Source organism: Acidobacteriota bacterium (genome assembly GCA_028874215.1).
Lineage (GTDB): Bacteria > Acidobacteriota > UBA6911 > RPQK01 > JAJDTT01 > JAJDTT01.
In genome coordinates, this window is the sequence record JAPPLF010000079.1 from 1 (window position 1) to 22376 (window position 22376).

General features: G+C 62.6%; 18 protein-coding genes. 6 read left to right on the forward strand and 12 right to left on the reverse strand.

Annotation, left to right across the window (positions count from 1 at the left end):
• Nucleotides 1–211: 211 nt before the first annotated feature.
• The 8 genes from OXT71_15325 to OXT71_15360 all read right to left on the reverse strand — a co-directional run bounded on the left by OXT71_15325 (nucleotide 212) and on the right by OXT71_15360 (nucleotide 11492).
• Nucleotides 212–1525 (reverse strand): ATP-binding protein, encoded by a 1314-nt coding sequence (locus tag OXT71_15325; protein ID MDE2927764.1) that lies wholly within the window; start codon nucleotides 1523–1525, stop codon nucleotides 212–214.
• The gene (locus OXT71_15330) at nucleotides 1522–2892 is read right to left on the reverse strand and encodes a sigma-54 dependent transcriptional regulator (GenBank protein ID MDE2927765.1); all 1371 of its coding nucleotides are present in this window, start codon (nucleotides 2890–2892) and stop codon (nucleotides 1522–1524) included. The genes OXT71_15325 and OXT71_15330 overlap by 4 nt, the downstream gene beginning before the upstream one ends.
• Nucleotides 2893–2919: 27 nt before the next feature.
• On the reverse strand, nucleotides 2920–5430 hold the full coding sequence (locus OXT71_15335; GenBank protein ID MDE2927766.1) for an ABC transporter permease: 2511 nt from the start codon (nucleotides 5428–5430) through the stop codon (nucleotides 2920–2922).
• Nucleotides 5431–5463: 33 nt separating this feature from the next.
• Nucleotides 5464–6162: an ABC transporter ATP-binding protein gene (locus OXT71_15340; GenBank protein ID MDE2927767.1), complete on the reverse strand. Its 699-nt coding sequence runs from the start codon at nucleotides 6160–6162 to the stop codon at nucleotides 5464–5466.
• 30 nt (nucleotides 6163–6192) lie between these two features.
• Nucleotides 6193–7446, reverse strand: coding sequence for an HlyD family efflux transporter periplasmic adaptor subunit (locus OXT71_15345; GenBank protein MDE2927768.1), 1254 nt, complete (start codon nucleotides 7444–7446; stop codon nucleotides 6193–6195).
• A 257-nt stretch (nucleotides 7447–7703) separates the two neighbouring features.
• A complete protein-coding gene (locus OXT71_15350) occupies nucleotides 7704–9281 on the reverse strand; it encodes a TolC family protein (GenBank protein MDE2927769.1) in 1578 nt (525 codons plus the stop codon).
• Nucleotides 9282–9570: 289 nt separating this feature from the next.
• Nucleotides 9571–11157, reverse strand: coding sequence for a hypothetical protein (locus OXT71_15355; GenBank protein ID MDE2927770.1), 1587 nt, complete (start codon nucleotides 11155–11157; stop codon nucleotides 9571–9573).
• Nucleotides 11158–11210: 53 nt separating this feature from the next.
• Nucleotides 11211–11492 carry a hypothetical protein gene (locus OXT71_15360; GenBank protein ID MDE2927771.1) on the reverse strand — a complete coding sequence of 94 codons (282 nt, stop codon included), beginning with the start codon at nucleotides 11490–11492 and terminating at the stop codon, nucleotides 11211–11213.
• A 145-nt stretch (nucleotides 11493–11637) separates the two neighbouring features.
• Here OXT71_15360 and OXT71_15365 point away from each other — a divergent pair, with 145 nt between their 5' ends.
• The 3 genes from OXT71_15365 to OXT71_15375 are packed head-to-tail and all read left to right on the forward strand — an operon-like array spanning nucleotide 11638 to nucleotide 13722.
• The gene (locus OXT71_15365; protein MDE2927772.1) at nucleotides 11638–12423 is read left to right on the forward strand and encodes an ABC transporter permease; all 786 of its coding nucleotides are present in this window, start codon (nucleotides 11638–11640) and stop codon (nucleotides 12421–12423) included.
• Nucleotides 12423–12845 carry a DUF420 domain-containing protein gene (locus tag OXT71_15370; protein MDE2927773.1) on the forward strand — a complete coding sequence of 141 codons (423 nt, stop codon included), beginning with the start codon at nucleotides 12423–12425 and terminating at the stop codon, nucleotides 12843–12845. The genes OXT71_15365 and OXT71_15370 overlap by 1 nt, the downstream gene beginning before the upstream one ends.
• 43 nt (nucleotides 12846–12888) lie before the next feature.
• The gene (locus OXT71_15375) at nucleotides 12889–13722 is read left to right on the forward strand and encodes a hypothetical protein (GenBank protein ID MDE2927774.1); all 834 of its coding nucleotides are present in this window, start codon (nucleotides 12889–12891) and stop codon (nucleotides 13720–13722) included.
• On the opposite strand, the gene OXT71_15380 is transcribed toward OXT71_15375, so the two are convergent.
• The 4 genes from OXT71_15380 to OXT71_15395 all read right to left on the reverse strand — a co-directional run bounded on the left by OXT71_15380 (nucleotide 13701) and on the right by OXT71_15395 (nucleotide 15067).
• Nucleotides 13701–14042, reverse strand: coding sequence for a 4Fe-4S dicluster domain-containing protein (locus tag OXT71_15380; GenBank protein MDE2927775.1), 342 nt, complete (start codon nucleotides 14040–14042; stop codon nucleotides 13701–13703). The two genes, OXT71_15375 and OXT71_15380, sit on opposite strands and share 22 nt — an antisense overlap.
• Nucleotides 14043–14057: 15 nt before the next feature.
• On the reverse strand, nucleotides 14058–14522 hold the full coding sequence (locus OXT71_15385; protein MDE2927776.1) for a hypothetical protein: 465 nt from the start codon (nucleotides 14520–14522) through the stop codon (nucleotides 14058–14060).
• Nucleotides 14523–14533: 11 nt separating this feature from the next.
• On the reverse strand, nucleotides 14534–14689 hold the full coding sequence (locus OXT71_15390; GenBank protein ID MDE2927777.1) for a hypothetical protein: 156 nt from the start codon (nucleotides 14687–14689) through the stop codon (nucleotides 14534–14536).
• Nucleotides 14690–14818: 129 nt separating this feature from the next.
• Nucleotides 14819–15067, reverse strand: a complete 249-nt coding sequence (locus OXT71_15395; protein ID MDE2927778.1) for a zf-HC2 domain-containing protein — start codon at nucleotides 15065–15067, stop codon at nucleotides 14819–14821.
• 169 nt (nucleotides 15068–15236) lie between these two features.
• Between OXT71_15395 and efp the strand changes: the two genes are divergently transcribed.
• The 3 genes from efp (at nucleotide 15237) to OXT71_15410 (ending at nucleotide 22375) form a co-directional block, all read left to right on the forward strand.
• Nucleotides 15237–15797, forward strand: a complete 561-nt coding sequence (gene efp / locus OXT71_15400) for an elongation factor P (protein MDE2927779.1) — start codon at nucleotides 15237–15239, stop codon at nucleotides 15795–15797.
• Nucleotides 15798–15944: 147 nt separating this feature from the next.
• Nucleotides 15945–18866, forward strand: coding sequence for a PD-(D/E)XK nuclease family protein (locus OXT71_15405; protein MDE2927780.1), 2922 nt, complete (start codon nucleotides 15945–15947; stop codon nucleotides 18864–18866).
• Nucleotides 18863–22375, forward strand: a complete 3513-nt coding sequence (locus tag OXT71_15410; protein ID MDE2927781.1) for a UvrD-helicase domain-containing protein — start codon at nucleotides 18863–18865, stop codon at nucleotides 22373–22375. The genes OXT71_15405 and OXT71_15410 overlap by 4 nt, the downstream gene beginning before the upstream one ends.
• Nucleotide 22376 lies beyond the last annotated feature (1 nt).

The window sequence follows — 22376 nt, forward strand, 5'->3', positions numbered from 1 at the left end:
AAAGAAATAACTTAGATGAGATCTCTCATCCAACACGGTAAACTTGGGCTAGAGTTGGACCCCGCGCCGCTCTCCGTTTCCCAGGCCTGTAGTGTACTCTGAGAACACTTGCATAATTAAATCAATAGCTTACAGTTCGAGACCGTCGAAGTCAGGAAAGCAGTTTGCGTGCTGGAGGGGGGGTGGAGATGTCGGGCTGGAACCTCACCGCCTACGCCACGGGCAACACTAGCACGGCTCTGCAGCCCGGCGCCTGCCTTCGGTTGGTCAGGCTGAGGAAGCCGCCGTGGGCTTCGGCGATCTGCCGAGCCAGGACCAAGCCGATGCCGCTCCCCTGGGGCTTGGTGGTGAAGAAGGGGACGAACAGGTTGGCGGTGTCGGCCAGTCCCTTTCCCTCGTCCTCCACGGAGACTTCCAACTGGTCGCCGATCCGTCTCCAGCCGACGCTGGCTCCCCCGCCGGTTTCCGTCGCGGCGTCGACTGCGTTCCGAACCAGGTTGATCAGCAACTGCTCCAATTGATCCGGGTCGGCCCGAAACCGGACCGGCTGGCCGTCTCGAATCGCCACCGGCATCCGGGTCTCCAGGCTCACCACCTTGCGAACCGAGTCTTCGATGGAGACTGGGCGCTTGTCCGGGGCCGGTAGCCGGGCGAGCCGGGAATAGGCGCCCATGAACCGGCTCAGCGCCTGGGCCCGGGAGGAGATGACGCCGAGACCCTCCCTCAGGTCCTGTTCCCGGTCCGTATTCGAGCGGTCCTGCTCCAAGAGGGATTCGAGACTGCCGGCGATGGACTTGATGGGGGTCAACGAGTTGTTCAATTCATGTCCCAAAACCCGGATCAGCCGGCGCCAGGCCTGCCGCTCCTCCTCTCGGAGCGTCTGGTTCAAATCCGTCAGGACCACCAGGTGATGGGGCCGACCCTCCTCGCGAAACACGATCCGGTGCATTCCCCAGCGGCCGCTCCCCCCGGGCAATTGGATTTGGAGCGTCTGGACCGGCTCACCTTTCAAGCAGTCCTTCAGATCCAGCTCTGCCGCCGACTTGCCCAACGCTTGCTTTTCCGGAATTCCTAGGAGCCTCTGCCCGGCCCGGTTGATGAGGCGCACGCGCCATCCGTCATTGAACGCGAAGACCGCAACGTCGATCTCCTTCATCACCTTCTGCAGCAGGGCGGCCGCCTCGACCGCTCCCAGGCGTTGCCGCCGTAGGACCTCGCCCAGAATGTTCAGTTCCGCGGCGAACTCGCCCAGCCCCTTGTCGGTTCCACTCCGGGCCCGGATGGAGAAGTCCCCCTCTCGAATCGCCGAAACCACGTTGGCAAGTGTCTGAAACTGAAACGTCAACTTCCGGTACAGCAGGATCAGGCCGCCCGCCAGGGCTCCCACGGCCAGCAGCGAGAGGCCGTAGCGCACTGGGGGATCGTGATCGCCGGTCCAGAGCAGGACCAGCAGTGCGGCGCAGGAGGGGAGGCCGGCGGCAAGAGAGATCAAGACGATCCGCGCCTGAAAGCCGAGTCGGTTCATAGCCCGAGTTTTTCTATGCGCCGGTAGAGGGCGGTTCGGCTCAGCCCCAAACTTCGAGCGGCGTGGCTCACGTTGCCGCCGGCGCGGGACAGTGCCTTGCCGATCAGGACGCCTTCGGCTTCCTCCAGGGTCATCATCTCCAGCGGATTCGAATAGGGCGAGTCCGCCGGCAGGCTCAGATCCTCGACCGAAATGGAGGACTCCCGGGCCAGCAGGACGGAGCGCTCCACCACGTGGCTGAGCTCCCGGACGTTTCCCGGCCACGAGTAGTGAGCCAGGGCGGCCAGTGCCGGTTCGCTGAATCCGTCCAGCCGCTTTCGGTACTTCTGGTTGTAGCGGCCCAGAAAGTAGTTGGCCAACAGGAGGACGTCCTCACCCCGGTCCCGAAGCGGCGGCAGGCGGATCTCCACCGTGTTGAGACGAAACAGGAGGTCCTCCCGAAACCGGCCGCGGTCCACCTCCCGCTTCAGGTCGGCGTTGGTGGCCGACAGCACCCGCACGTCGACGTGCTTGGTGCGGGAGGAGCCGACACGCTGCATCTCTCCGCTCTCCAGGACGCGGAGGAGGTTGGCCTGTTGGCTTACGGGAATGCTGGTGACCTCGTCCAAAAGCAGCGTTCCTCCGTCGGCCAGTTCGAAGCGTCCGATCCGGTCTGTGCGGGCGTCGGTAAAGGCACCCTTGACGTGGCCGAACATCTCGCTGACGAAGACACCTTCAGAGAGACCTCCCAGATTGACGGCTACTAGAGGCATTGAGGCGCGAGCGGAGACCGAATGCAGAGTTCGGGCCACCACTTCCTTGCCGGTGCCGTGGTCGCCGGTGATCAGCACCTGGGCGTCGGAAGGTCCTACCCGGGCGATCAGATCGAGGACAGGCCGCATGACCGGCGACTGTGTGATAAGACGAACGTGTTGTCGAGAGCGGAGGACCCGGTTCTCTTCCTCTAGACGGCGGCCTTGCCGTAGCGCCTGCCGAAGCTCGATCTGGCTCTTCAAGACCGTGAGGAGTCGTTCGTTTTCCCAGGGTTTCTGAATGAAGTCCCGGGCACCGCGCCGAATGGCTTCCACAGCCAGGTCAATTGTGCCCCACGCAGTCATGACCACCACGCGTAGCGATCCGTCCACCGCCAGCAACTTTGTCAGAAGATCGAGTCCCTCCCGGCCCGAAGTCGTGTCCCGGGCGTAATTCATGTCCATCAGGACGATGTCGACGTCGAGACGCCGCGCGCACTCCAGGACGCGCGCGGGAGTGTCGGCGGTAGTGATCTCGTAATCCTCGCTCTTCAGCAGGAGCCGGAGGGAATGAATCACGTCGGCCTGATCATCGGCGATCAAGACACTGGGTCTCTTGGAACGGGTTCCGACCATCTTCTTCGTTGTCAGATCTGCTCACCATTATTCATGACGCAGCGCTTCCATGGGTTCCAGCCGGGTGATTCGGAAGGCAGGGACCCAGCATGCCAGCAGGGAGGCAGCCAGAATTACTAGTGTGGCGACGACGAACGTCACCGGATCGCCCAAGTCAAATCCGGGAAGAAAAACACCCATCAGTTGACCCAAACTCAATGCCAAGCCAATGCCGATGGAGAGACCGATGGCCACTGTCACCAGGGTTTGTCTTAGGATCAGCCAAACCGTGTGGTCCCGCCTTGCCCCCAGGGCTAACCGAACCGCGATCTCATGGGTCCGTCGAATGACCGAGCGCGAGAGCACTCCGTACAGGCCAACCGAGGCCAGGGTGAGGGCCAAAACCCCGAACGCGCCCAACAGTAAGTTCAAGAACAGCCATGGGGCAACGCTTTCCGCAATCGCCGCTGACAAGGATGTTGCGCCGAAGGTCGGCAGATCGTTGTCCATTTCCTGCACTGCCCGGCGCATCGTCGCAACCATGGCGGAAGTCGGTTGTTGCGGAGATCGAGCCATGAGAGTGAAAGTGCCCTGATACCGCTGGAGCAACGAAAAGTACACATGTGGATTTTGGGCGGCGCCGAGCTGGCGCCCCCGGACCTCTCGAGCGACGCCGACCACCTCCCAGCTATCTGATTCGGAATAGATCCGTTTTCCGATTGGATCGGCATCGGGCCAGAATTGTTCGGCCACCGGCTGACTGATGATGGCGATTTGCCTGGAGTCTTGATCGTCTGTCCAGCGAAAATCGCGGCCCCTTATCAGGGGGATACGGACTGTTTCGAAGTATCCGGGGCCGACGGAATTGACTTCGACCTGAATCCGTTCCTCATCGTTCTTGTGGATGGAAGTGCTGAAATAGCGGTCGTCGGCAGGAGTGAATCGCGCCAGAGTCGCGGATTCCACTCCCGGTGCCGTCTCGATCCGTCGCAGAAGTTGTCGCAGAAACAGGGCTCCTCGAGTTTCGTCGTACCCTTGGGTGGCAACGTCAACGGAAAGTGTGCCCACGTTCTCTGGATCGAAACCCGGATCCAGAGCGAGTCGATGGTCGAGCGTATGGATGGAGAGTCCGGCCGCCACCAACAACGTAAAGGACAAGGTCACCTGAAGGATGACCAGAAGGTTCCGCCAGCGAACCGACCGGCCGCCACGGGCCGCCCCTGTGGCTTTGAGTTCCGAGAACAGGTCGATTCGGCTGGATTGTGCTGCTGGAGCGAGGCCAAAGATCATGGCTGTCGACAATGAGAGGAGCAGGGTGAACAACAGCGTGCGATTGTCCAGTGCCAGTCCGAAGTTCAGAAGATCCGGCCGAATGAGATGGCTGGGGAGCGAGAGTAAGCTCGTCATTGCCATAAAACAGGGTGCTACCAGAACAGCGGCAGCGCCTCCGGCCAGAAAGAGCATGGTGGTCTCGGTGAGGAGGTAGCGCACCAAGCTACTCCGGTTGGCGCCTGCGGCCAACCGAATGGCCATTTCATTCCTTCTTCCCATGGCACGGGAGAGGAGGAGATTGGCGACGTTAGTGCAAGCGATGAAGAGCACAGAGCCCATGATCGCAATAAGGATGATCCCCGAGATCCGGATTTGGGACCGCGCGTCGTCGCCCCTCGTTCCCCAGTGTCCTTGGGCCAAGCGCAGGACTCGATCCTTCCACCCGGGATCTTCAAGTTCCAATTGAGAGACTACGGCAGCCAAACTGGATTGAGCGCTTTCCAAATTGAGATCGGGGTTGAGTCGTCCGATCATTCTCAACCAAGCGTAGTCGGCATCGTCGAGACGATTCGGGGGCAGCACTTGGGGCTGCATCATCGTAGGCACCCACACGTCTGGCTCCCCTAAGATCCCTTTGAATTCGGCGGGCATGACTCCCACCAGAGTGAGTGGATGACCGTTCACTCGTACAGTTTTTCCAACAATATCTCGACTCCCTTGAAACCGATCTCGCCAGAGGCGATCACTGATCATGGCCACCGGATTGCGCCCGGGGACTTGTCCCTCCTCCGGTAGAAACCCCCTGCCGATGCCCGGTTCTATCCCGAGGACATGCGTATAGTTGGACGAAACCAATCCACCCCAAAGCCTCTCCGTAAATCCATCGGCACTCAGGTGGACCGTGAACCCGCTGTGGGCAATCAGCCCGGAGAAGACCTCGTTGGATTCCTGGATCGTGCGAAATGCGGCGTGCGAAAAGAACTGGTTGTCGCGATTTGGCCGTCCTTTCGTGAATGAACCGAAGCTTACGATCTGATGGGGATTCAAGACAGGTAACGGACGAAAAAAGGCATTATCGACCAGCGTGAAGACCCCCGTGTTCACTCCGATTCCCAGGGCCAAGGTCAAAATCACGACGATTGTGAATCCGGGATTCCTAGTCAACGTTCGAAATGAGAGCCTGAGGTCCCGAACGATGTCCTCCAGTAAGAGAACGAAACGTCGTCGTGATTCGTTTCCTTGCAAAACGTGATCCTTGGGTGAGGTCGGTTGCGGTTCTCCACTCATGGCTTGGTCTCCCAGATCCACAGAATCATGTTTCTACGCCGCCTCGTCCTCGTCGACGATCTGCCCGTCGAAAAGGTGCACCGTCCGCTCGGTGTGTTCGGCATAGCGGGGATCGTGCGTGACGATGCAGATGGTCGATCCTTCCTGGTGCAGCTCTCCCAGAAGTTCCATGACGGCTCCGCCGTTCCTGGAATCCAGGTTCCCGGTGGGTTCGTCCGCCAAGAGAATCGCCGGTCGTCCCACCAACGCCCGCGCCACCGCCACGCGCTGTTGTTGACCGCCCGAGAGCTGAGTGGGGTAGTGGTTCATCCGGTGGGACATGCCAACCCGCTCCAGGGACTCCTCCACGCGCCTCCGCCTCTCGGCCCGTTTCAGATTGCGGTAGGTCAGCGGCAACTCCACGTTCTCGAAGACCCGGAGATCGCCGATGAGGTTGAAGTTCTGGAAGATGAATCCGATCTCCCGGTTTCGCAGGTGGGTCCTCTGGGCGAAGGTGAGGTCCGCAACCGGGTGGCCGTGGAGGTAGTATTCCCCGGCTGTGGGAGCGTCCAACAGTCCCATGATGGAGAGCAGAGTCGACTTGCCGCAGCCCGAAGGGCCGCCAACGGAGACGTACTCCCCCTGCCTCACTCCCAGGTGAACCCCGGACAGGGCATGGGTCTCTACCTCCTCCGTCAGGAAGATCTTAGTGATCCCGTTCATCCGTATCAGCCATTCCGTGTTTCCATCCATTGATTCTTCTCCTTGGTCTGATCCTTGTATTTACTCCAACCGGATCCGGTCATGGTCCTTCCACTGGGCCATGTCGGAGAGCACCACCTGATCCCCAACGTTCAGGCCCTCCAGAATTTGAATCTCGCTGACAGAGCTGGCCCCCAGACCGACGCGGATCCGCTGGGCATGAATCCCGTCCGCTTCCATCCGAAACAGGCTGGCCGAGCCGTCCTCCTGGCTGAAGCCGGGCCGCGGCATGTAGACGACATCGGCTAGATGCTCCAGCTCCACGGTTCCATCCACGCTGAGGTCCGGACGCGCCCCCCGGGGCAGCTCTCCCGCGAGCGCCACGTCCACAGTTACCAGCCCTTCCTTCACTGCAGGGTCGATCCGCGAAACTCGTCCCGGGACGACGCCGTTGCGGGTGTCGATCTCCGCCTTTTGACCCACCTCCAGATCCCGTGCCTGGGTCGCCGCGACCTCGATCTCCGCCTTGAGCCGGCTGGGTTCGGCGATCCGGACCAGGTTCGTACCCGGGGTGACCTGCTGGCCGACTTCCACCTCCACCTGTTGAAGCACGCCGGAGATTCCGGGCCGCACTCGCAAAGACTCCAGTTGGCTCCTCCGCAGTGAGTGGAGCAGACGCCGCTGCTCGACCTCGGCCCGCTTGGCCTCCAGTTGGGCCTCCAGAGATTTGGAGAAGATGTCCGTCCTTCTCTTTTCAAGCAGACGTTGAGTCTCAAGGGCCTCGGCTTTGCTTCGGCTGATCTTTGTATCCATCTCCGAGACCAGGCCCTCGCGAAGCAGAGCGGCGTCCGCCTCCGCCTTGAGGGTTGCCTCCAGATAATCTGACTCGACGCTGGCGGCGTCGGCTTGGCGTTGCATCTTCTCGCTTTCGAGCTGGATCCGGAGATGGGCCATCTCCGCTTCGGCTCGTTTCAACTGGCTCTCCGCATCCAGAGCCTGCTGCTCCAGCTCGGGATTGCTCAATTCCAGGAGAACCGTCTGGGGAGTGACCCGTCCGCCCGGTTGAATCAGGACCCGCTCGACGCGGCCCTCGGTGGCGGCGGGAATCCAGCGGATGATCTCGGGGATCAGCTTGCCCAGGCCGCGAACGCGGCGGGTGAGTTCGCCCCGCTTGACCTCCCCCATCCAGAGGGTGGATCGGTCGACACGGGGAGCGGCCGGCTCCAGGCGGGAAAGGCCCGCGCTGATGGCGGCAATGGAGACGATCACCGACAGCAGGTAAAGAGTGTGTCTGATTTTGCGTCGGCGGGCGGCGAAGGGTCTTTGGATGTCCATGCTGTATCTCCTCGCAATCAGTGTGCCAAGTTTAGGGAAAGAGTCAAATGTATGTAATTAAATGATTTATATGAAAGCGGATATTTGAGCCCGAGATCCGGAGTGTCCGGTTCCGGGATCAAGTGTCCGGTATCGGACACTTGGACGTTGAAGGAGAAAAGGACATCGAGTACGTAGAAAAAATACAGATCAGTACGGTTCGGATGCCTTAGGACCGGCGGGATGTAGTGCTGCTCAACCACCGGAGAGCCTCCCGTCTAATCACGGCGGGCCAGCACGATGTCGTTGCTGTCGACAATGGTGTACATGGCCATTTCCAAGTCGGTCACGGCCTGCTGATAGTCCAGCCGCGCCCTCAGTTCCTGCACCTGCGACTGGCTCAGGTCCCGCTGATACCGGAGCACCTCGAAGTTGGTGGACAATCCGGCCTGGAAACGTTTGTTCTCGCCCTCCAACTGGGCTTCGGAGAGATGTCGAGCAACACGGGCCGCTTCCAGCCGCTTCCTCTGGGTGGCGATGCTCTCGTAGGCATTGCGGACTTCCACGATGATCATCTGCTGCTGGTTCTTGCGCTGGCTGGCGAGTTGGCGGTCCCGGATCAGCAGGCTGGCCCTCTCCGCCTCGTTGGCACGGTTTCTCAGGGGAATTTCCATGCTGACGCCGAGAGTGTAGTTGACGTAGTCGAACCCGAAGACTTGACCCCACGAATTTCCGAAGCCCCCGAAAAACGGATTCGACGGCTGGGGAACGTTCTGCAAACGGGTGTCGGGGACGCCGTCTCCGTCCGTATCCACGAACTCGCTTGCGAAGATCTCGCCGGCCCGTCCCGTATTGGTCAGGCCTACCACCAGGTCCACGGTAGGCCTGCCGTCCTGTTTGTAATACTCCCGGTCCACCTCCACCTGTTCCCGGAGCAGCCGGTTCTGTTCCAGCTCGGGACGCCTCTCCATGGCCCTGGCGATGGCCTCATCCAGGGTGATGGCCAGATCCTGGACTTGTGGAAGCTGAGTCGGGATCAGGGTCAGGTTCCAGATGGCCGCCGTCGGGTCCGGCGCCAGATGGCGCTTGAGTCCGTTCTGGGCGGTGATGATCCGGACTTCCGACTGGATCATCTCCTGCTCGCGCGTGGCCACCTCGGCCCGGGAGGCGGTGATCTCGATGGACGCCATGACGCCGATCTGGACCCGTTTCCGGTTGTTCTCATGCTGGATGATGGCCAACTCCATGGACTTGCGAATGGCCTCGTAGCTCTGGATGGCGAACACCAGCTCCCAGTACTGGTTCTGCACCTGCTGCACGATCTCCGACACCTTCTGTTGGAACTGGCTTTCGCTGATCTCCGTCTCCAGGTTGTAAAGCATGAGCTCGCGCCTGGTCTGGGTCTTGCGGAATCCCCTCCAAAGCGGCTGGCGCAACGAGACGGCGAAGTTGGAACCGAAGGAGGGGTTCATGAAGGAGAAGGCGCTGTTAGTGCTGAAACGGTTGTTGTTGAAGTTCAAGGTGAGGCTGCTTCCGTTGGGCAGATTCTGCACCAGCGACGTGTCGAAGTAGATGAGGCCCGTGGTGTTCACCGGGATTCCCTGACCGGCGTCCAGGATGGACCGGGCCGGGTTTTCGGTGGCCGTCCAGCCCATCTCGACCCGCAGCCGGGGATCGTAGAAACCCTTGCTTCTGAAGATATTCTGGCGGTTCAGATCCTCGTTGTAGTCCTCGATGGCGATCTCCAGGTTGTTGGTCAGCGCCAGACGGATGGCGTCCTTGACGCTCAACTCCCGCACCTGCCTCTCCCGGCGCATCCGGTCCGCCCACGACTCGGGCCGATCGATCGCTGGCATTTCTGACTGGGCCTGATCAATGGCCGTTTTCTCTAGAGGACCAGCTCGCAAGAATGGCACGGTCAACACGAGAAAAATCGGAAGGACGATCCCCGCAAGCGGATCGTAGGTGCATTTGATTCCGCGTCGGTGAACGGCGAACGGACTTGGGATGTTCATGCGGAACAACCCAGCAATCGGAGTGCCAAGGTGGGACGAGATCTATATCTCGCTATAAGTCAAGAGGTTACGGAACACCAGTACGACCGGTCACAGTATTCAGCTGTCCGTTTCCGGGACAAAGTGTCCGCTACCGGACACTTTTCCGGGGATCCGCCACCTGGAACGACCAGATGGTCGCGTCCCGGAACAGGAACCGCAGGCGGACGGCCTTGCCCCTGAGGGAGGCCAGCGACCGGCCCTGCCATGTCACCCGGTGGGCCAGCTCGTCCCCCCGGATCACGTCGCAGTCCTCGCGCCGGAAGCCTTCCAGCTTCTGCTCGGCGGCGCCGATGTAGTGGCTCATGTGGACCTTCTTCCCGGTGTCGAACTGCCTCCCCGTGGGGTCCACCAGTTCGACACGCAGTTCCCCGCCGATGTCGGCGTTGACGAGCAGCTCGTCCCCCTCCACCACGATGGGCCGGGTCAGAAAGGCCCCCTTGCCCTCCAGAACCTCCCGGTTGCGGAGACCCATGAGCCGGTCCCTCGGCACCGAACCCAACCCGATCCGGATCTGGCGCCGGTCCAGGGGAACGTTCTTGGAACCATGGTTGTAGCGGGCGCCGGCGTAGTAGAAGAGCATCTTCTCCCCGTGCACGATCATGGAGGGCCACCAGATGATCCGGTCGTCCCAGCTCCCCTCTTCCCCTTGGGGAATGAATGCCTCCTTGGGAAAGGGATGGTCCCAGCGATACCCGTCCCGGCTGACGATCAGGTGCTGCTCCACGTCTCCCCTCACGTAGTTGTCCAGCATGGAGGGGAGCCCCAGGTAGACTCCTTGGTAGCGGATCACCTGCATGCTCTCCACTTCGGGCCAACGTTCGCTCATGGGATGGAACACCGTCTGCCGCGGAGACCATTTCACCAGGTCCGGACTCTCCTGGCGGACGATGTAGCGGGGACCGGTGCCGGTCTCGGGATCCGCCTTCTCCGTCAGTTGCCGATGAAACAGCACGTATTTCTCCAGGTTCTCGTCCCAGACGATGCTGGGATTCCCGCCCCCGCCTCCGCCTCGAAGGCCGCCGGGCATCTGGTGCCAGGTGAGGCCGTCGGCGCTGTAGGCCATCCCGTTCCAGCCTCCGAATTTGCCCCCGTCCCGGTGGTAGGGAGGAACCCCGCAGGTGAGGAACCGGCGTTCCGGCGGCCGTTCTCTCGGGTCCTGGATCAGCCGGATGGCGCCGGCAAGGGGACGGTTCCCCAGGTGGTCCGAGTGGCGCAGGACGTTGTTGCGCATGGTTCCCTGGTAGCGGACCAGTCCCAGGTCCGGCTTCACCCAGGTCACGCCGTCCTCGCTCTCGGCGTAGGCGGCCACGTTGCCGCCGGTATGCTGCTCGATCTGGTACCAGATCTTGAACTTCCGGTCCCGGGGATCGTAGATGGCGGTGCCGAGCTGGATTCCCCAGCTCTTCCGGGCCGTCTCCTCCCAGGGGGCATCCGCCTCCATCAGTGGGTTCGCGGGATGTTTCCGGAGCACGGCCTGAACCCGCTTCACGTTGTACCAGGCGGCGAGCACGTGGTTGTCCACCAGAAGCTGCTTCCGGTTGCCGATCTGCAGCGGGGGTTCCGATTCCAATGGCCCCAAGTGGACATGGGGAGATCCGGAGTCCTGCCGGGCAGCCGTATTCGACGTCGCCAGGAGCGCAAACGCCGTCACCAGGGCGAGAGTTTTCAGTTTCATGTTGAAGGCAGGCCTTTCCGGTCGGAATGGGGTTCGCCGGATCGGGAAGACGGTCAAATGTCGTAAACGGTCACGTTCCCTTTGATGTCCACCCTGACGAACTCCTTGGATTCCTTGTGGAATGAGATATCGAGCATCCAGATGATGGCCCACAGGCCGATGGTGAAAAAACTGAGCATGAGATGAAGGATGTGGTTCACCGGGGTGCCGTCGGCGACAATGGCCTGATAGTCGCCCTGGAAGACAATCCTCTTGCCCTCTTCCTGCATAACGGCCAACTGTTGCGACAAAAGGCGTCTTCGTTCGGCAGGTTTCAGATTCTCATTCCTGCTCACTCTGAATCTCCTTGCGGCCAGGATCGTTTTCGGTTGCCGGCGAAGCCACCCACGGAGATCTGACGTCATTCTCTCGAAAATATGCCCGGTCCGCCAGCCGAATGGCGTGGCGGCGCCGGCGGCGGGCTGATATAACACACGAGTCATGTCACAAGCGGTTGCGACATTGTGGCGCCGGGAGGTCCTTCGCTTTTATCGCCAACGGGGACGGCTGGTCGGCGCCCTGGGCACTCCCCTGGTCTTCTGGATCCTCATCGGATCGGGAGTCGGCGAATCCTTTCGTCCGGCGGCGGCGCCCGATGACCTCCACTACCTGGTCTATTTCTATCCCGGGACCATTCTGCTGATGCTCCTGTTTACGGCCATCTTCTCAACCATTTCCCTGATCGAGGACCGCCGTGAAGGATTCCTGCTCTCGGTCCTGGTGTCGCCGGTCTCCCGGGCGGGCGTGGTCCTGGGCAAGATCCTGGGAGGGGCGACCCTGGCTTTCCTGCAGGGTCTCATCTTTCTGCTTCTGGCGCCGCTGGCGGGTATTTCCCTCGGCCTGGAACAGATCTTGTGGATGATGGCCGTCATGGCCCTGATCGCCCTCTCCCTGACCGGCCTGGGCTTCGTCATCGCCTGGCAGAGCGAGTCGATTCAAGGCTTTCACGCCGTCATGAACCTGATGCTGGTTCCCATGTGGATCCTCTCGGGCGCCCTCTTCCCCTTCTCGGGGGCGTCGTCCTGGATCCAGTACCTGATGCGGATCAACCCCCTCAGCTACGAGGTGTCGCTGCTCTGGCATGCTCTCCACTCGGAGGTTCCCAACCTGGGAATCCGTCTCCCCTCCTTCACCGCGTCCCTGGCCGTGACGCTGCTCTTCGTTCTGGTGGTCTTCGGCGTCTCCCTGTGGCTGGTCCGCCGGCCCGGGCTGCGGGGCCTGGCCTGATGAACATTTCGGACCTGCCGGCGCTCAATGCAGGTCTCAACGCCCTCAGCGGCACTTTGTTGGGGGTGGGGTATGCCATGATTCGCCGGGGCCGGGTGAGGGCGCACAAGGCTTTCATGCTGGCCGCGGTAGGCGTCTCGACGCTGTTTCTGGTCTCCTATGTCATCTACCACTATCACGCCGGGTCCACCCGGTTTCCCGGGACGGGCTGGATCCGGACCCTGTATCTGTCGATTCTGGTGACCCACGCGGTACTGGCGGCGGCGGTGATCCCGCTGGCGGCCGTAACCCTGGTCCGGGCGTGGCGGGAGGATTTCCCGTCCCACCGGCGCATCGCACGCTGGACGCTGCCCATCTGGTTCTACGTCTCCGTCACCGGCGTGATCATCTACGTCATGCTCTATCATCTCTATGCCCGATAAGGGATCCGGCGCCGGCAAAGTTTCCCTGAAGACCCATCTTCTCGTGTTCGCTTCCCTGTTGGCCCTCGTCCTGGTTCCGGGAATGTTCTGGCACGATGTCTGGTTCGGACGCGCCCTCGACGACGCCGAGCTGGAGGCGTATCTCAACGACGAGACCAGTGCCAGGCGGATGCAGCATGGATTGGCCCAATTGGGAGAAAGGATGGGCAGAGGGGACCCGGAAGCGCGGAGATGGTACCCGAGGGTGATGGAGTTGGCGGGACATGACCAGCCGGAAATCCGGAACCTCTCCGCCTGGCTCATGGGACAGGATGCCTCGGCGGAGGCCTTCCGTCTGAGCTTGGGTGAGCTTCTGAAAGACTCCAACCCCCTGGTTCGCCGGAACGCCGCCCTTTCCCTGGTCCGTTTCGGCGATGGCCGGGGACGGCCCGAGTTGCGGTCCATGCTCCGGCCCTGGGTCGTGGAGAGTCCCCGGGCGGGACAACTCCGTCTGCTGGTGGAGGCGGACGACGAGATCCGAAGCGGTTCCCCGGTGGCGGAAATCGAACAGGGGGAGGTGTCCGTGGCGGTCCAGGTCCCCGTTGCCGGCACGGCGGCGAGTCTGGTCGAGGATGGACGGCGGGTCGATGCGGGCGCCGAATTGATGGTCTTGTTGCCGGATCCGGTGCACCTCTGGGAGGCGCTCCGGGCCCTCTATCTGGTGGGAACGGAGGAGGATCTGGAGCTGATCGAGCTCTATCTGGGCGCCGGCGAGGAGAACGAGAGCATTCGCAGCCAGGCGCACCTGACCCGCGAAGCCATTCTCAAGAGGTCAATCCATCGGGAGGAAAAGATACCTGAGAGCGGGACGGGGGATCAGAAGGGCAGCGACCCGTGACTGCCTTCGTAGCTCTTGATCGCCACCATGTCGATGGCGTCCCAGGGACATCCGTCCAGGAAGGTTCCTTCCGGGCCCTTGCTGGTGCAGAGCTTGCAGCCGATGCAGAGCAGGGGATCGACCTCGATCCGGCCGAAGGGGGGATGGTCGTCGTCCGGGATCCAGATCATGCAGTTCTCGATGGGGCAGTAGTCCACGCAGGCCGGCGAACCGGAACAGCCGGTGCAACAGTCGTTGATGACGGCAACCAGCGCCGGCTTCCGCTTCCGCTTGTCGTTGCGCTTGACGGTGCTGCTGTCTTTCAGAGCGTCGACTTGCATGTCGAAACCATTATCTCATTTGGCCCGGCGGCGTTTCAACGGCCGGCGCCGTTTCGCCGGACGGCGGCGTTTCACCCTGGGCCTGGCCTTGGGGGGAGGCGCCACGTCGGGACCGAACCAGGCGACCTCGTAGTCGGGGAATGCCGCTTTGAAGGTCTGAGCCAGGGATTCGCGATCCGGGTCCGCGCCATATGCCGTGTTCTTGCCGAATAGAGTGAGAGTCCCGTAGTAGGGATTGCGTGCCAGCGATCCTCCGCCCTGAACCGTGAACTCTCCGCCCGCCTCCAGGAAACCCGAGTCCTCCAGGTCCTGCAGGGTCCAGCGGATCAGGGCCTCTTCGCTGTCCACGCCGGAACTGATGTAGTTGGAGGCCCGGGCAATCCTTTTGGTCGCCCCTTCCAACTGCAGGGAGAAGACCAGATACTGGAAGACGACACCGTCGCCCAGCAATTCGACGTCGCGGATCTGCTCCAGCGCCATCGCAAATCGTCCTAAATGGCGATCATTGCGATCGCCATGCCGGCCAGGAGCAACACGACCCCACCCCGGTGCGCCAGGGTGGCGAGGCGGCCGGTTCTGCTCGACCAGCCCACCACGGTCATGATCAACGTGCCTGCCAACAAAAGTCCCAAACTCAACCAGATCACTTCGGTTCCTCTCCCGTTCCGTTCGCCCAATTGGTATAGATCTTTCCGCCCCAATTGTCAAAGAAAGCTCCCCTAAAGAACGGCGAGCGGGGTCGCACGGGACCAGCCGGGGAGAAGCACCGTCGCCGGCTAGACGGCCCGCTTGGCACGGCGCTTGCGTCGAACGGCGCGGGCGCGAATCGGGGCTTGGTGTTTGAGCTTCGGTTGAACGACATTCGTGTCCTGTTGATACCGGGCCTTCGTCGCTGCATAGATTTGATTCCAGCAGGAGGAACAGGTGTCCAGGTGCAGGAGGAATTCCAGCTTGTCATCCAGGTTCAGGGTGTTGCCCAGGAAGCCCGAGATTCGCTTCCGGTCGCACCCGCCAAAGGTGTTCATGATCGTCTCCTATTGTTGTTGGTGAAATTGGCGGAAAGTCGCCTTTGTCCTGCGGTTCAATAACAAAGACAACATTTGGACCCAAATGGTTTCAAAGAATTTTGCAACGGGACCGGCGGGCCGGGACAAATTGCACGCGGAAAACGGGGTCTGATATCGTGAGCCGGCCATGATCAACGCCACCCAGATCCGAAAAGGAATGATCATCATCCATCTGAACGAGCCCCACCGCGTGCGTGAGTCCAAACACCGGGCGCCCGGCAAGGGGGCCGCTTTTGTCCGGGTCCTGCTGAAGAATCTACGGACCGGAGCTTCGTACGAACATCGCTTCGCCTCCGGAGAAGCCGTGGACCGGGCGACGCTGGACCACCGCGAAATGGAGTTCCTCTACCGGGACGGGAACGTCTGCCATTTCATGGACACAGAAAACTATGAGCAGATCGGACTGGACCGCGAGGCGTTGGCCGAAAGCTGGGACTATCTCAAGGAGGGCCAGACCATCACGGTGGAATTCTTCGACGGCAACCCCATCGGCGTGGAGCTTCCCTCCACAGTCGAGTTGAAGGTAGTGGAGACGGAAGCCGAACTCAGGGGAGCCACCGCCAGCAACTCGCCGAAACCGGCCAAGCTGGAGACCGGCGTCACGGTCCAAGTGCCGCCATTCATCCGCGTGGGCGAGTTGATCCGCGTCGACCCTTCCCAAGGCCGTTACATCGAACGCGCCCGGTAGGAGGGGGGACTATTAGTCCCCCCGTCTTCTCTTTTGTCATCAGGAAGCGTACAGGGGGGACTCCGTCCCCCCTAACCCCCCCTGGTCGGCGGTTGGAAACCGCCGCTCCCTCGCAACCGGGTCAGTCCCCCGGAGTAAATTGAACCCGTGGGAGAGGTTGTCATTTGTCATGGACCCGCCGCGCGGGACCGGTCGCGGCGGCTGCTTGAGGAGCGCCTTCGGAAGTCCCGGGGCCGCCCGCCCGAGTACCTCTACATCGTCTCCTCCCGTTGGCGAAAACAGCAGTTGGCGGGAGAGTTTCTGCAGGCAAACCCCCGCACCTTCGAAATCCCGATCCTCACGTTTCAGGACTTGGTCGCCGCCCTCTTCCGGGAGATCGGATCCGGCCGGAGAGTGGTTTCGGAGACCGGCCGGAGATGTCTGTTGGAGGCGGTCCTGGAGGAGCAACTCCCGGCACCCGGAGGGAACGGCGAAGAGCCACCCGTATCTCTTTCCGAGGCGGGGGCCTGGGTGACGACGCTCAAGGGCCGGGGCCTGACCAGCGAGCCGCTGATTCGCCTTCATCTTCAGCGGGAGGACCGCGACCCGGAGGAAGCGAGCCGGTTGATCCGGGTCTTTCTCGCCTACCAAAAGAAGCTGGAGGAGCAGGGATGGGAAGACGCGGCGGGAGTCCGACTGAGCCTTTATGAGGCTCTGTTGACCGGTTCGCTCGACTGCCGCGATCGTTTTCCCCGCGTCGGAGAGATCCTCTTCGAGGGGCTCATCGCCCGAACGCCGGTAGAGAAGGGGCTGGTGCGCCTGCTGGCGGATCAGGTGGGGAAGGCCGTCTTCTCATTGGATCTGGAGTCGTCCGAGGAAGAAACGCGGCCCCTCGCGCTTCCGGTGTCCACGGTCAGGGAATGCTGGGAGGGGACGAACCCGGTGTGGCGTTTCCAGGCCGCGGACGAGACGGTTTCCCAAGTTCGCTTCTGCCGGCCGGAGCACCGGGAAGCGGAGATCCGGACGGTGGCCCGGGAAATTCAGGAACTCAAGACCCGGGAGCCCCGGCTCCGGTGGTCCCGGATGGGTGTCGTCTGTCCCCGCGACGAGAGCTACCTGCTGCTTTTGAGGGAGATCTTTACCCGGCTGGAGATTCCCTGGCTGAATCTGCATGGAGACGCCGTGGGGTCCACCTACGCATTTGGAGTCCTGACCGGATACGTGGAGCTGTTGTGGCGCGACTTTCGGCGGGACGACCTGTTCGATCTCCTCTCGTCCCCGTGGATCCATCCGGACGGGCTCTCGCCGGATCGAGTTCGGCTCCTGGAGCAACTGGCCTGTCAGGGCGGCTTTCGGGGCGGCGGAGAAGTGTGGGCAGATGCGTTCCCGGAGTGGATCGAGGGGAAACCGTCCCCGTCTTCGGAGGATTCGCATTCGGTCCTGGAGGGTTGCGCGGAGGCTTTTCGGGAGTGGGTCCGGAAACTCCAAGCTGATTCGTCGCGGCTCCGGACGGCCGCGGAGTGGGTTTCCCTGTTGTCCGGCCGGTTGGGCCCGCTCCTCCGACCGCCGGACGGGTGTGGAGACTGGGGGCGAACCGAAGGCCAGGCTCTGGTCCGCCTCCAGGCGAGCCTCCAGGAAGCCGCCCTGCTCTGGGGAGATTGCCCTCTCAGTCTCTCGCGCTTCCGCTCCCTGCTCCGCCGGCAGGTTTCCCGGATCCGAATTTCCCGCGCCCTGGATCGGGACGCCGTAGTCGTGGGAGGTGCCCGTCACCTGCAGGAGTGCGAGTTTCGGCATCTCTACTGGCTCGACTTCTCGGAGGGCCGGATTCCCGCCCGCCGCCCTTCGCCGTTTTCCGAGACGGTAGCCCGGCGCCCGGAAGAACTTTCCATCTTTCACGGTCTCCGCTGCCGGAGTCGGGAATCGGTGCTTCTGTCCTCGCCCCGGCATGCCGACAACGGTCCGGTGTTGCCGAGCCATGTTTTGGAGTACCTGGACTTCCGGGAGGAGGTCCTTCCCCCCGCGGAGATGCCCCGGGACTCGGCGGCCTCTACGGCGAAAGGCGAGAACATCCACCGTGGCGTCCGGGCGCTGACCCTGAGGCGGTCGGACCATCCCAATGCCTTCGCCGGTGTTCTCGACCGTCCCGAGATCCTGGACCGGATGCGCCGGCGCCACTTTCCGGCCGGTATGGATGTCTCTCCGGAGCGGCTGGAGGAGTATGGACGGTGCGGATTCCGGTTTTTCGTCCGGACGATTCTCGGGGCCAAATCGCCGCCGCCGGACTCGGATCTGGTTCGTGAAGAACACCGGCTGGTTCGGAGAATTCTGTCCCGCTATTCGCAGGATGCCGCCGCGAGCGGCCCCCTGGGTCCCGAAGACGGTCGGCGCCGCATGGCGGCCATCGTCCGGGAAGAACTGGAGGAATTGAGACAGGCCTTGCCTGTGGCCGGCGGCCTGCGCTGGGAGCAGACGCGGGCGTGGCTCATGGACGGACTGGAAGACGCGAACCCTCCGGGGTTGCTGATGCGATTCCTGGAGGAGGAGCGGGAGCGGGAGCGGGAAGCCGGCTTGGAGATCCATTCCGTCGAGACCACCCTGGGGCCCCTCGTGCTGGGCCAGCTTCCCGGCGGTTCGCGGACCGGTGACGGGCCGCCGCGGCCGGTTCGCCTGACGGGTCTTCTGGACCGGATCGAAAGGACTCCCGAGGGCTTTCAACTGGTGTCCTACGTGGCGGGACACCGGAATCGCCTGCGCGGGATCAAGGAGGGCTGGGGTTTTCGTCTCCCGTTGTCGCTGCTTCTGGTGCACTCCTATTTGGGCAAGGCGGCATCCGGAGGCTTCTACCATGCCGGACTGCCCGGATACCTGAAGTGGCGGCCGTTGCGGAAACCGGGAAGCCGGGCCCCGGCGGATGACCTGGAACAATTGATGGATCGTTATCGGGACGAGGCTTTGCTGGCCTCCGGAAGGATCTGGTCCGGGACCTTTCCGGTGACCACCCACAAGCCGGCGGCCGCCGGCTGTGCCCACTGCAGCACCAGTCGAGTCTGCCGGCGGGAGGAAGCACAGACCGGAGGGACGCCGGCGTGAGTTCGGCTGTTTCCGCACCCGTCCCCGGGAGAACCGGCGCGAGCTCGCCCCGAAACCGGGAAGCCGGCCCGGAGCCGAGCTACGACGAGTCCCAGCGCCGGGCTCTGGACCTCACTACGCACATGGTGGTGTCGGCGGCGGCGGGGTCGGGAAAGACCCGGGTCCTGGTGGGCCGCTACCTGCGGATCCTGGAGCATCACGGCCACCAACCGCACCGGATCGTCGCCATCACATTCACCGAGGAGGCGGCTTCCCAAATGGCGGGCCGCATCCGGGAAGGGGTCCTGGCCAGACTCTCCATAGCTCCTTCCCCAGAGTCGAAACGTCCCTGGGCACAGGCGCTGGCGGCCTTGGGAGACTTTCCCATCACCACCTTGCACAGCTTCTGCCTGAGGATTCTCAGGGAACACGGAAGCCGGATCGGCCTCGATCCCGGTTTCGGCGTCCTGAGCGGAGGGGATCAGCGCCTGCTGCTGGACCGGTGTCTCCAGGAGCAGCTCGACTCCTGGTCCGGCACCCGGCTTCCCGCGTTCGAGACGCTGCTTCGATATCTGCCGTACCGGAGAATCGAAGGAATCCTGGCCGAAGTGGTCCAGAGACGGAATCACCTGGCAGCCCGCTCGTCCCTCGACCAGGCTGAGATCCTGGGCCGCCTCTATCGGCGGGAAACGGCGCACTTCCTGGCGCGGTCGGAGGTGTGGGCCCGGTTGCGGCGCCTTCTGGAGCGGGTGCCGAAACGGCTCTTGATACGGAACGATTCCTTCGCCCGTAAATGCGTTCGGCAGCGGGAACTCTTTCGGGCTCGCCCCACGTTGGACGACAAGGAGTTCCTGGTTCGATTCGAAGAATCTCTGGGCCTGGTGGCGCGGCCTTCCAAAGCCTGGACGGACTGGGAACATCGAGCCGGCCTGGTGAAGTGCTGGAAGGCGCTCAAAGAGGAATACGGCCGGTATCCGCTACGGGTCTCCCACCCTTCGGAAGAATCCGGTTTCGACGGCGACGCTCACTTCGACAAGGCGATGCTGGCTCTGGAGGAACTGGCCGGCCTGGCTCTGGATCGCTATCGGTCAGAGAAGGAACAGGACTCGCTGCTGGATTTCGAAGATCTTCTGGCGCTGGCTCGTTCGTTGATCCGCTTGCCGGACGTTCGCAGAACGCTTCGAAGCCGGCATCGGTTCTTCCTGGTGGACGAATTCCAGGACACCAACCGCCTGCAATGGGAGATTCTCAAGCCGCTCGTGGGCGCCGGCGCGAATTTCTTCGCCGTCGGCGACGACAAGCAGTCCATCTACCGCTTCCGGGATGCGGACGTCGCGGTATTTCGAGCGGTTCGAAAGTGGGTCCGGAAGCGGGGACGCGTCGTCGAGCTTCGCCGGAACTACCGTTCTCATTCCAGCCTGGTGCGATTCAGCAACCGGGTCTTCCGGTACTTGATGCAGCCGGGATTGGACTACGAAGCCGTTCATCAGGAGATGACCCCCGTCCGGAAAGAGTCCGCCGTCGCGGACCCGGGTGTCCGTGGTTTGCTCTACGAGAAGCTCCCGCAAGGTTACGGCACCGAGGCCGAAGTCGCGGCGGAGGCGGCCATGGAACTGCTGTCGGAGGGGTTCCAGGCTCGTGAAATCGCTGTATTGCTCCGGAACCGCACCCGGCTCCGGGAGTTCGAGAACGCTTTCTGCCGCTGGGATTTGCCATTTTCCGCCCGCGGGGGCAATCGGCTTCACGATCAGCCGGAGATCGTGGACCTGACGAATCTGCTCCGCTTTCTGGATGATCCAGGGAGGGACCTGGAATTGTTGGGGGTGCTCCGGAGTCCCCTGTTCAATTTCTCGGACGAGGATCTTCTGCTCCTGTCGCTGCAGGAGGGGTCCGGGATCTGGAGCAAGCTTCGGTCCGGCGAGCCTCCCTCGGGGGCCTGGCCCCGGCATTGGATCTTCGCGCGGGAATCGTTGGGCGCATGGGTCCAGGCGCCGTACCAGGGATCGGCCGCCATTTTGTCTCAAGTGATCGCAGAGACCGGCTACGATGAGATCATGGCGGCCGGAGGCCGGGGAGATCTGGCCCGCAACAGTATCCGCCGGCTGTTGGAACTGGCTCGAAGATTCGAGATCGGCCATGGTCCTTCACGGCGCCCATTTTGCCGCTACCTGGAGGGACTTCGCCGGCTCGGGGCCCAAGAAGGAGGATTTGCGGAAGGCGGCTCGGACCGGATTAGTGTCCACACCATTCACGGAGCCAAGGGCCTGCAATTTCCGGCGGTCATCCTTCCCGATCTGGGCGCCCCGCTTCTGGCCGGGATGATCGATCCGTTCTTTGGCCAGGCTGTGGGGAAGGAGGAGAACCAGTATTGTTTCGGCCTCGCGATCCGCAACCCACTGCGGGGATATGAGCGGTACCGGCATCCTCACTACGAGATGTTGCGGCGGCTGGACCGGTATCGCCAGACGGCCGAAGAGAAACGGCTCCTCTACGTGGCGCTGACCCGGGCCCGCGAGAGGTTGGTCCTGATCGGGAGGAAGTCGGGGCGGCCCTCCTACGCCCGCTGGTTGCAGGAGGCGGACGCAGAGACGTACATGACCCCGCTGACCCTCCGGACTCTCGACGGTTCCCGCAAATCAGCCGGCCGGGAGCCCGGGGAGAACGAGCTCTCTCCCACGGTCTCGACCCAGGTTCTCACCGGGCAATCGGCCTTGGCGAGCCGGGATAACCGTCTCGCTCCGGGCGCCGACAGTTGGAGCAAGACCACCTGGACACCGACCGAGATCGTCTCCTACTATCGATGCCCCCGGAGCTTCTTCCATTCCCGGGTGGAGGGACGCGTGGAGGCTCCGGCCTCGGGTTGGCGAGCGAGCCCGTCGGCGTTGGTGGGCTCCGCCGTGCACGAGCTGCTTGAGAAACCGGGCGCGCTGGGAGATGAAGCGGCGGTGGAACGATTCCTGGACCGGTGGCGGACGAGGCTTGGCCCGCTCTACTCGGAGGAGGAGATTCGACGAATGAGCCGGCGCATCGAAAAAAGCATCGAGGGTGTCCGGAAGAGCCGCTTGGCGGAACGTCTCGCTTCCGCCCGCAAAGTCTTCAGCGAAAAACGATTCCATGTCGTGGAGCAGGGCCGCCTGGTGACGGGGATTATCGACAAGCTCTTTCAGGAGGGGAACGGCCGCTGGGTCGTCGTGGACTTCAAGACGACACGCCGGACTGAACCTGGAGAGGGACAGGAGATCGTAGAGAAGGGTTACCGTCTCCAGGTCCGGATCTACCTGTGGGCCGTGTCCCGGATCTTGGAAACCATGAATCTGGCGGGGCGCCTGCTGTTCACGGAGGCTGGAACTCTGCGGCCGGTGACCTTCGACGCCAGCGTCGCGGCCCGATGCGGGGATCTGGTCGGCAGGCTGCCCCAAACTCCGGATCCGCACCGTTTTCCCCGGACCCGGATCGCCGAAACCTGTTCCGGATGCGGCTTCATGACCAGGGGTTTGTGCCCGGGGGCCGCGGGACCCCATCCCGATTGAA

Excerpts from the sequence above, each read along its gene's own strand:
- OXT71_15325 (MDE2927764.1), bottom strand. The coding sequence starts at position 1,525 with ATGAACCGACTCGGCTTTCAGGCGCGGATCGTCTTGATCTCTCTTGCC.
- OXT71_15330 (MDE2927765.1), bottom strand. The coding sequence starts at position 2,892 with ATGGTCGGAACCCGTTCCAAGAGACCCAGTGTCTTGATCGCCGATGAT.
- OXT71_15335 (MDE2927766.1), bottom strand. The coding sequence starts at position 5,430 with ATGAGTGGAGAACCGCAACCGACCTCACCCAAGGATCACGTTTTGCAA.
- OXT71_15340 (MDE2927767.1), bottom strand. The coding sequence starts at position 6,162 with ATGGATGGAAACACGGAATGGCTGATACGGATGAACGGGATCACTAAG.
- OXT71_15345 (MDE2927768.1), bottom strand. The coding sequence starts at position 7,446 with ATGGACATCCAAAGACCCTTCGCCGCCCGCCGACGCAAAATCAGACAC.
- OXT71_15350 (MDE2927769.1), bottom strand. The coding sequence starts at position 9,281 with ATGCCAGCGATCGATCGGCCCGAGTCGTGGGCGGACCGGATGCGCCGG.
- OXT71_15355 (MDE2927770.1), bottom strand. The coding sequence starts at position 11,157 with ATGAAACTGAAAACTCTCGCCCTGGTGACGGCGTTTGCGCTCCTGGCG.
- OXT71_15365 (MDE2927772.1), top strand. The coding sequence starts at position 11,638 with ATGTCACAAGCGGTTGCGACATTGTGGCGCCGGGAGGTCCTTCGCTTT.
- OXT71_15370 (MDE2927773.1), top strand. The coding sequence starts at position 12,423 with ATGAACATTTCGGACCTGCCGGCGCTCAATGCAGGTCTCAACGCCCTC.
- OXT71_15380 (MDE2927775.1), bottom strand. The coding sequence starts at position 14,042 with ATGCAAGTCGACGCTCTGAAAGACAGCAGCACCGTCAAGCGCAACGAC.
- OXT71_15385 (MDE2927776.1), bottom strand. The coding sequence starts at position 14,522 with ATGGCGCTGGAGCAGATCCGCGACGTCGAATTGCTGGGCGACGGTGTC.
- OXT71_15395 (MDE2927778.1), bottom strand. The coding sequence starts at position 15,067 with ATGAACACCTTTGGCGGGTGCGACCGGAAGCGAATCTCGGGCTTCCTG.
- efp (MDE2927779.1), top strand. The coding sequence starts at position 15,237 with ATGATCAACGCCACCCAGATCCGAAAAGGAATGATCATCATCCATCTG.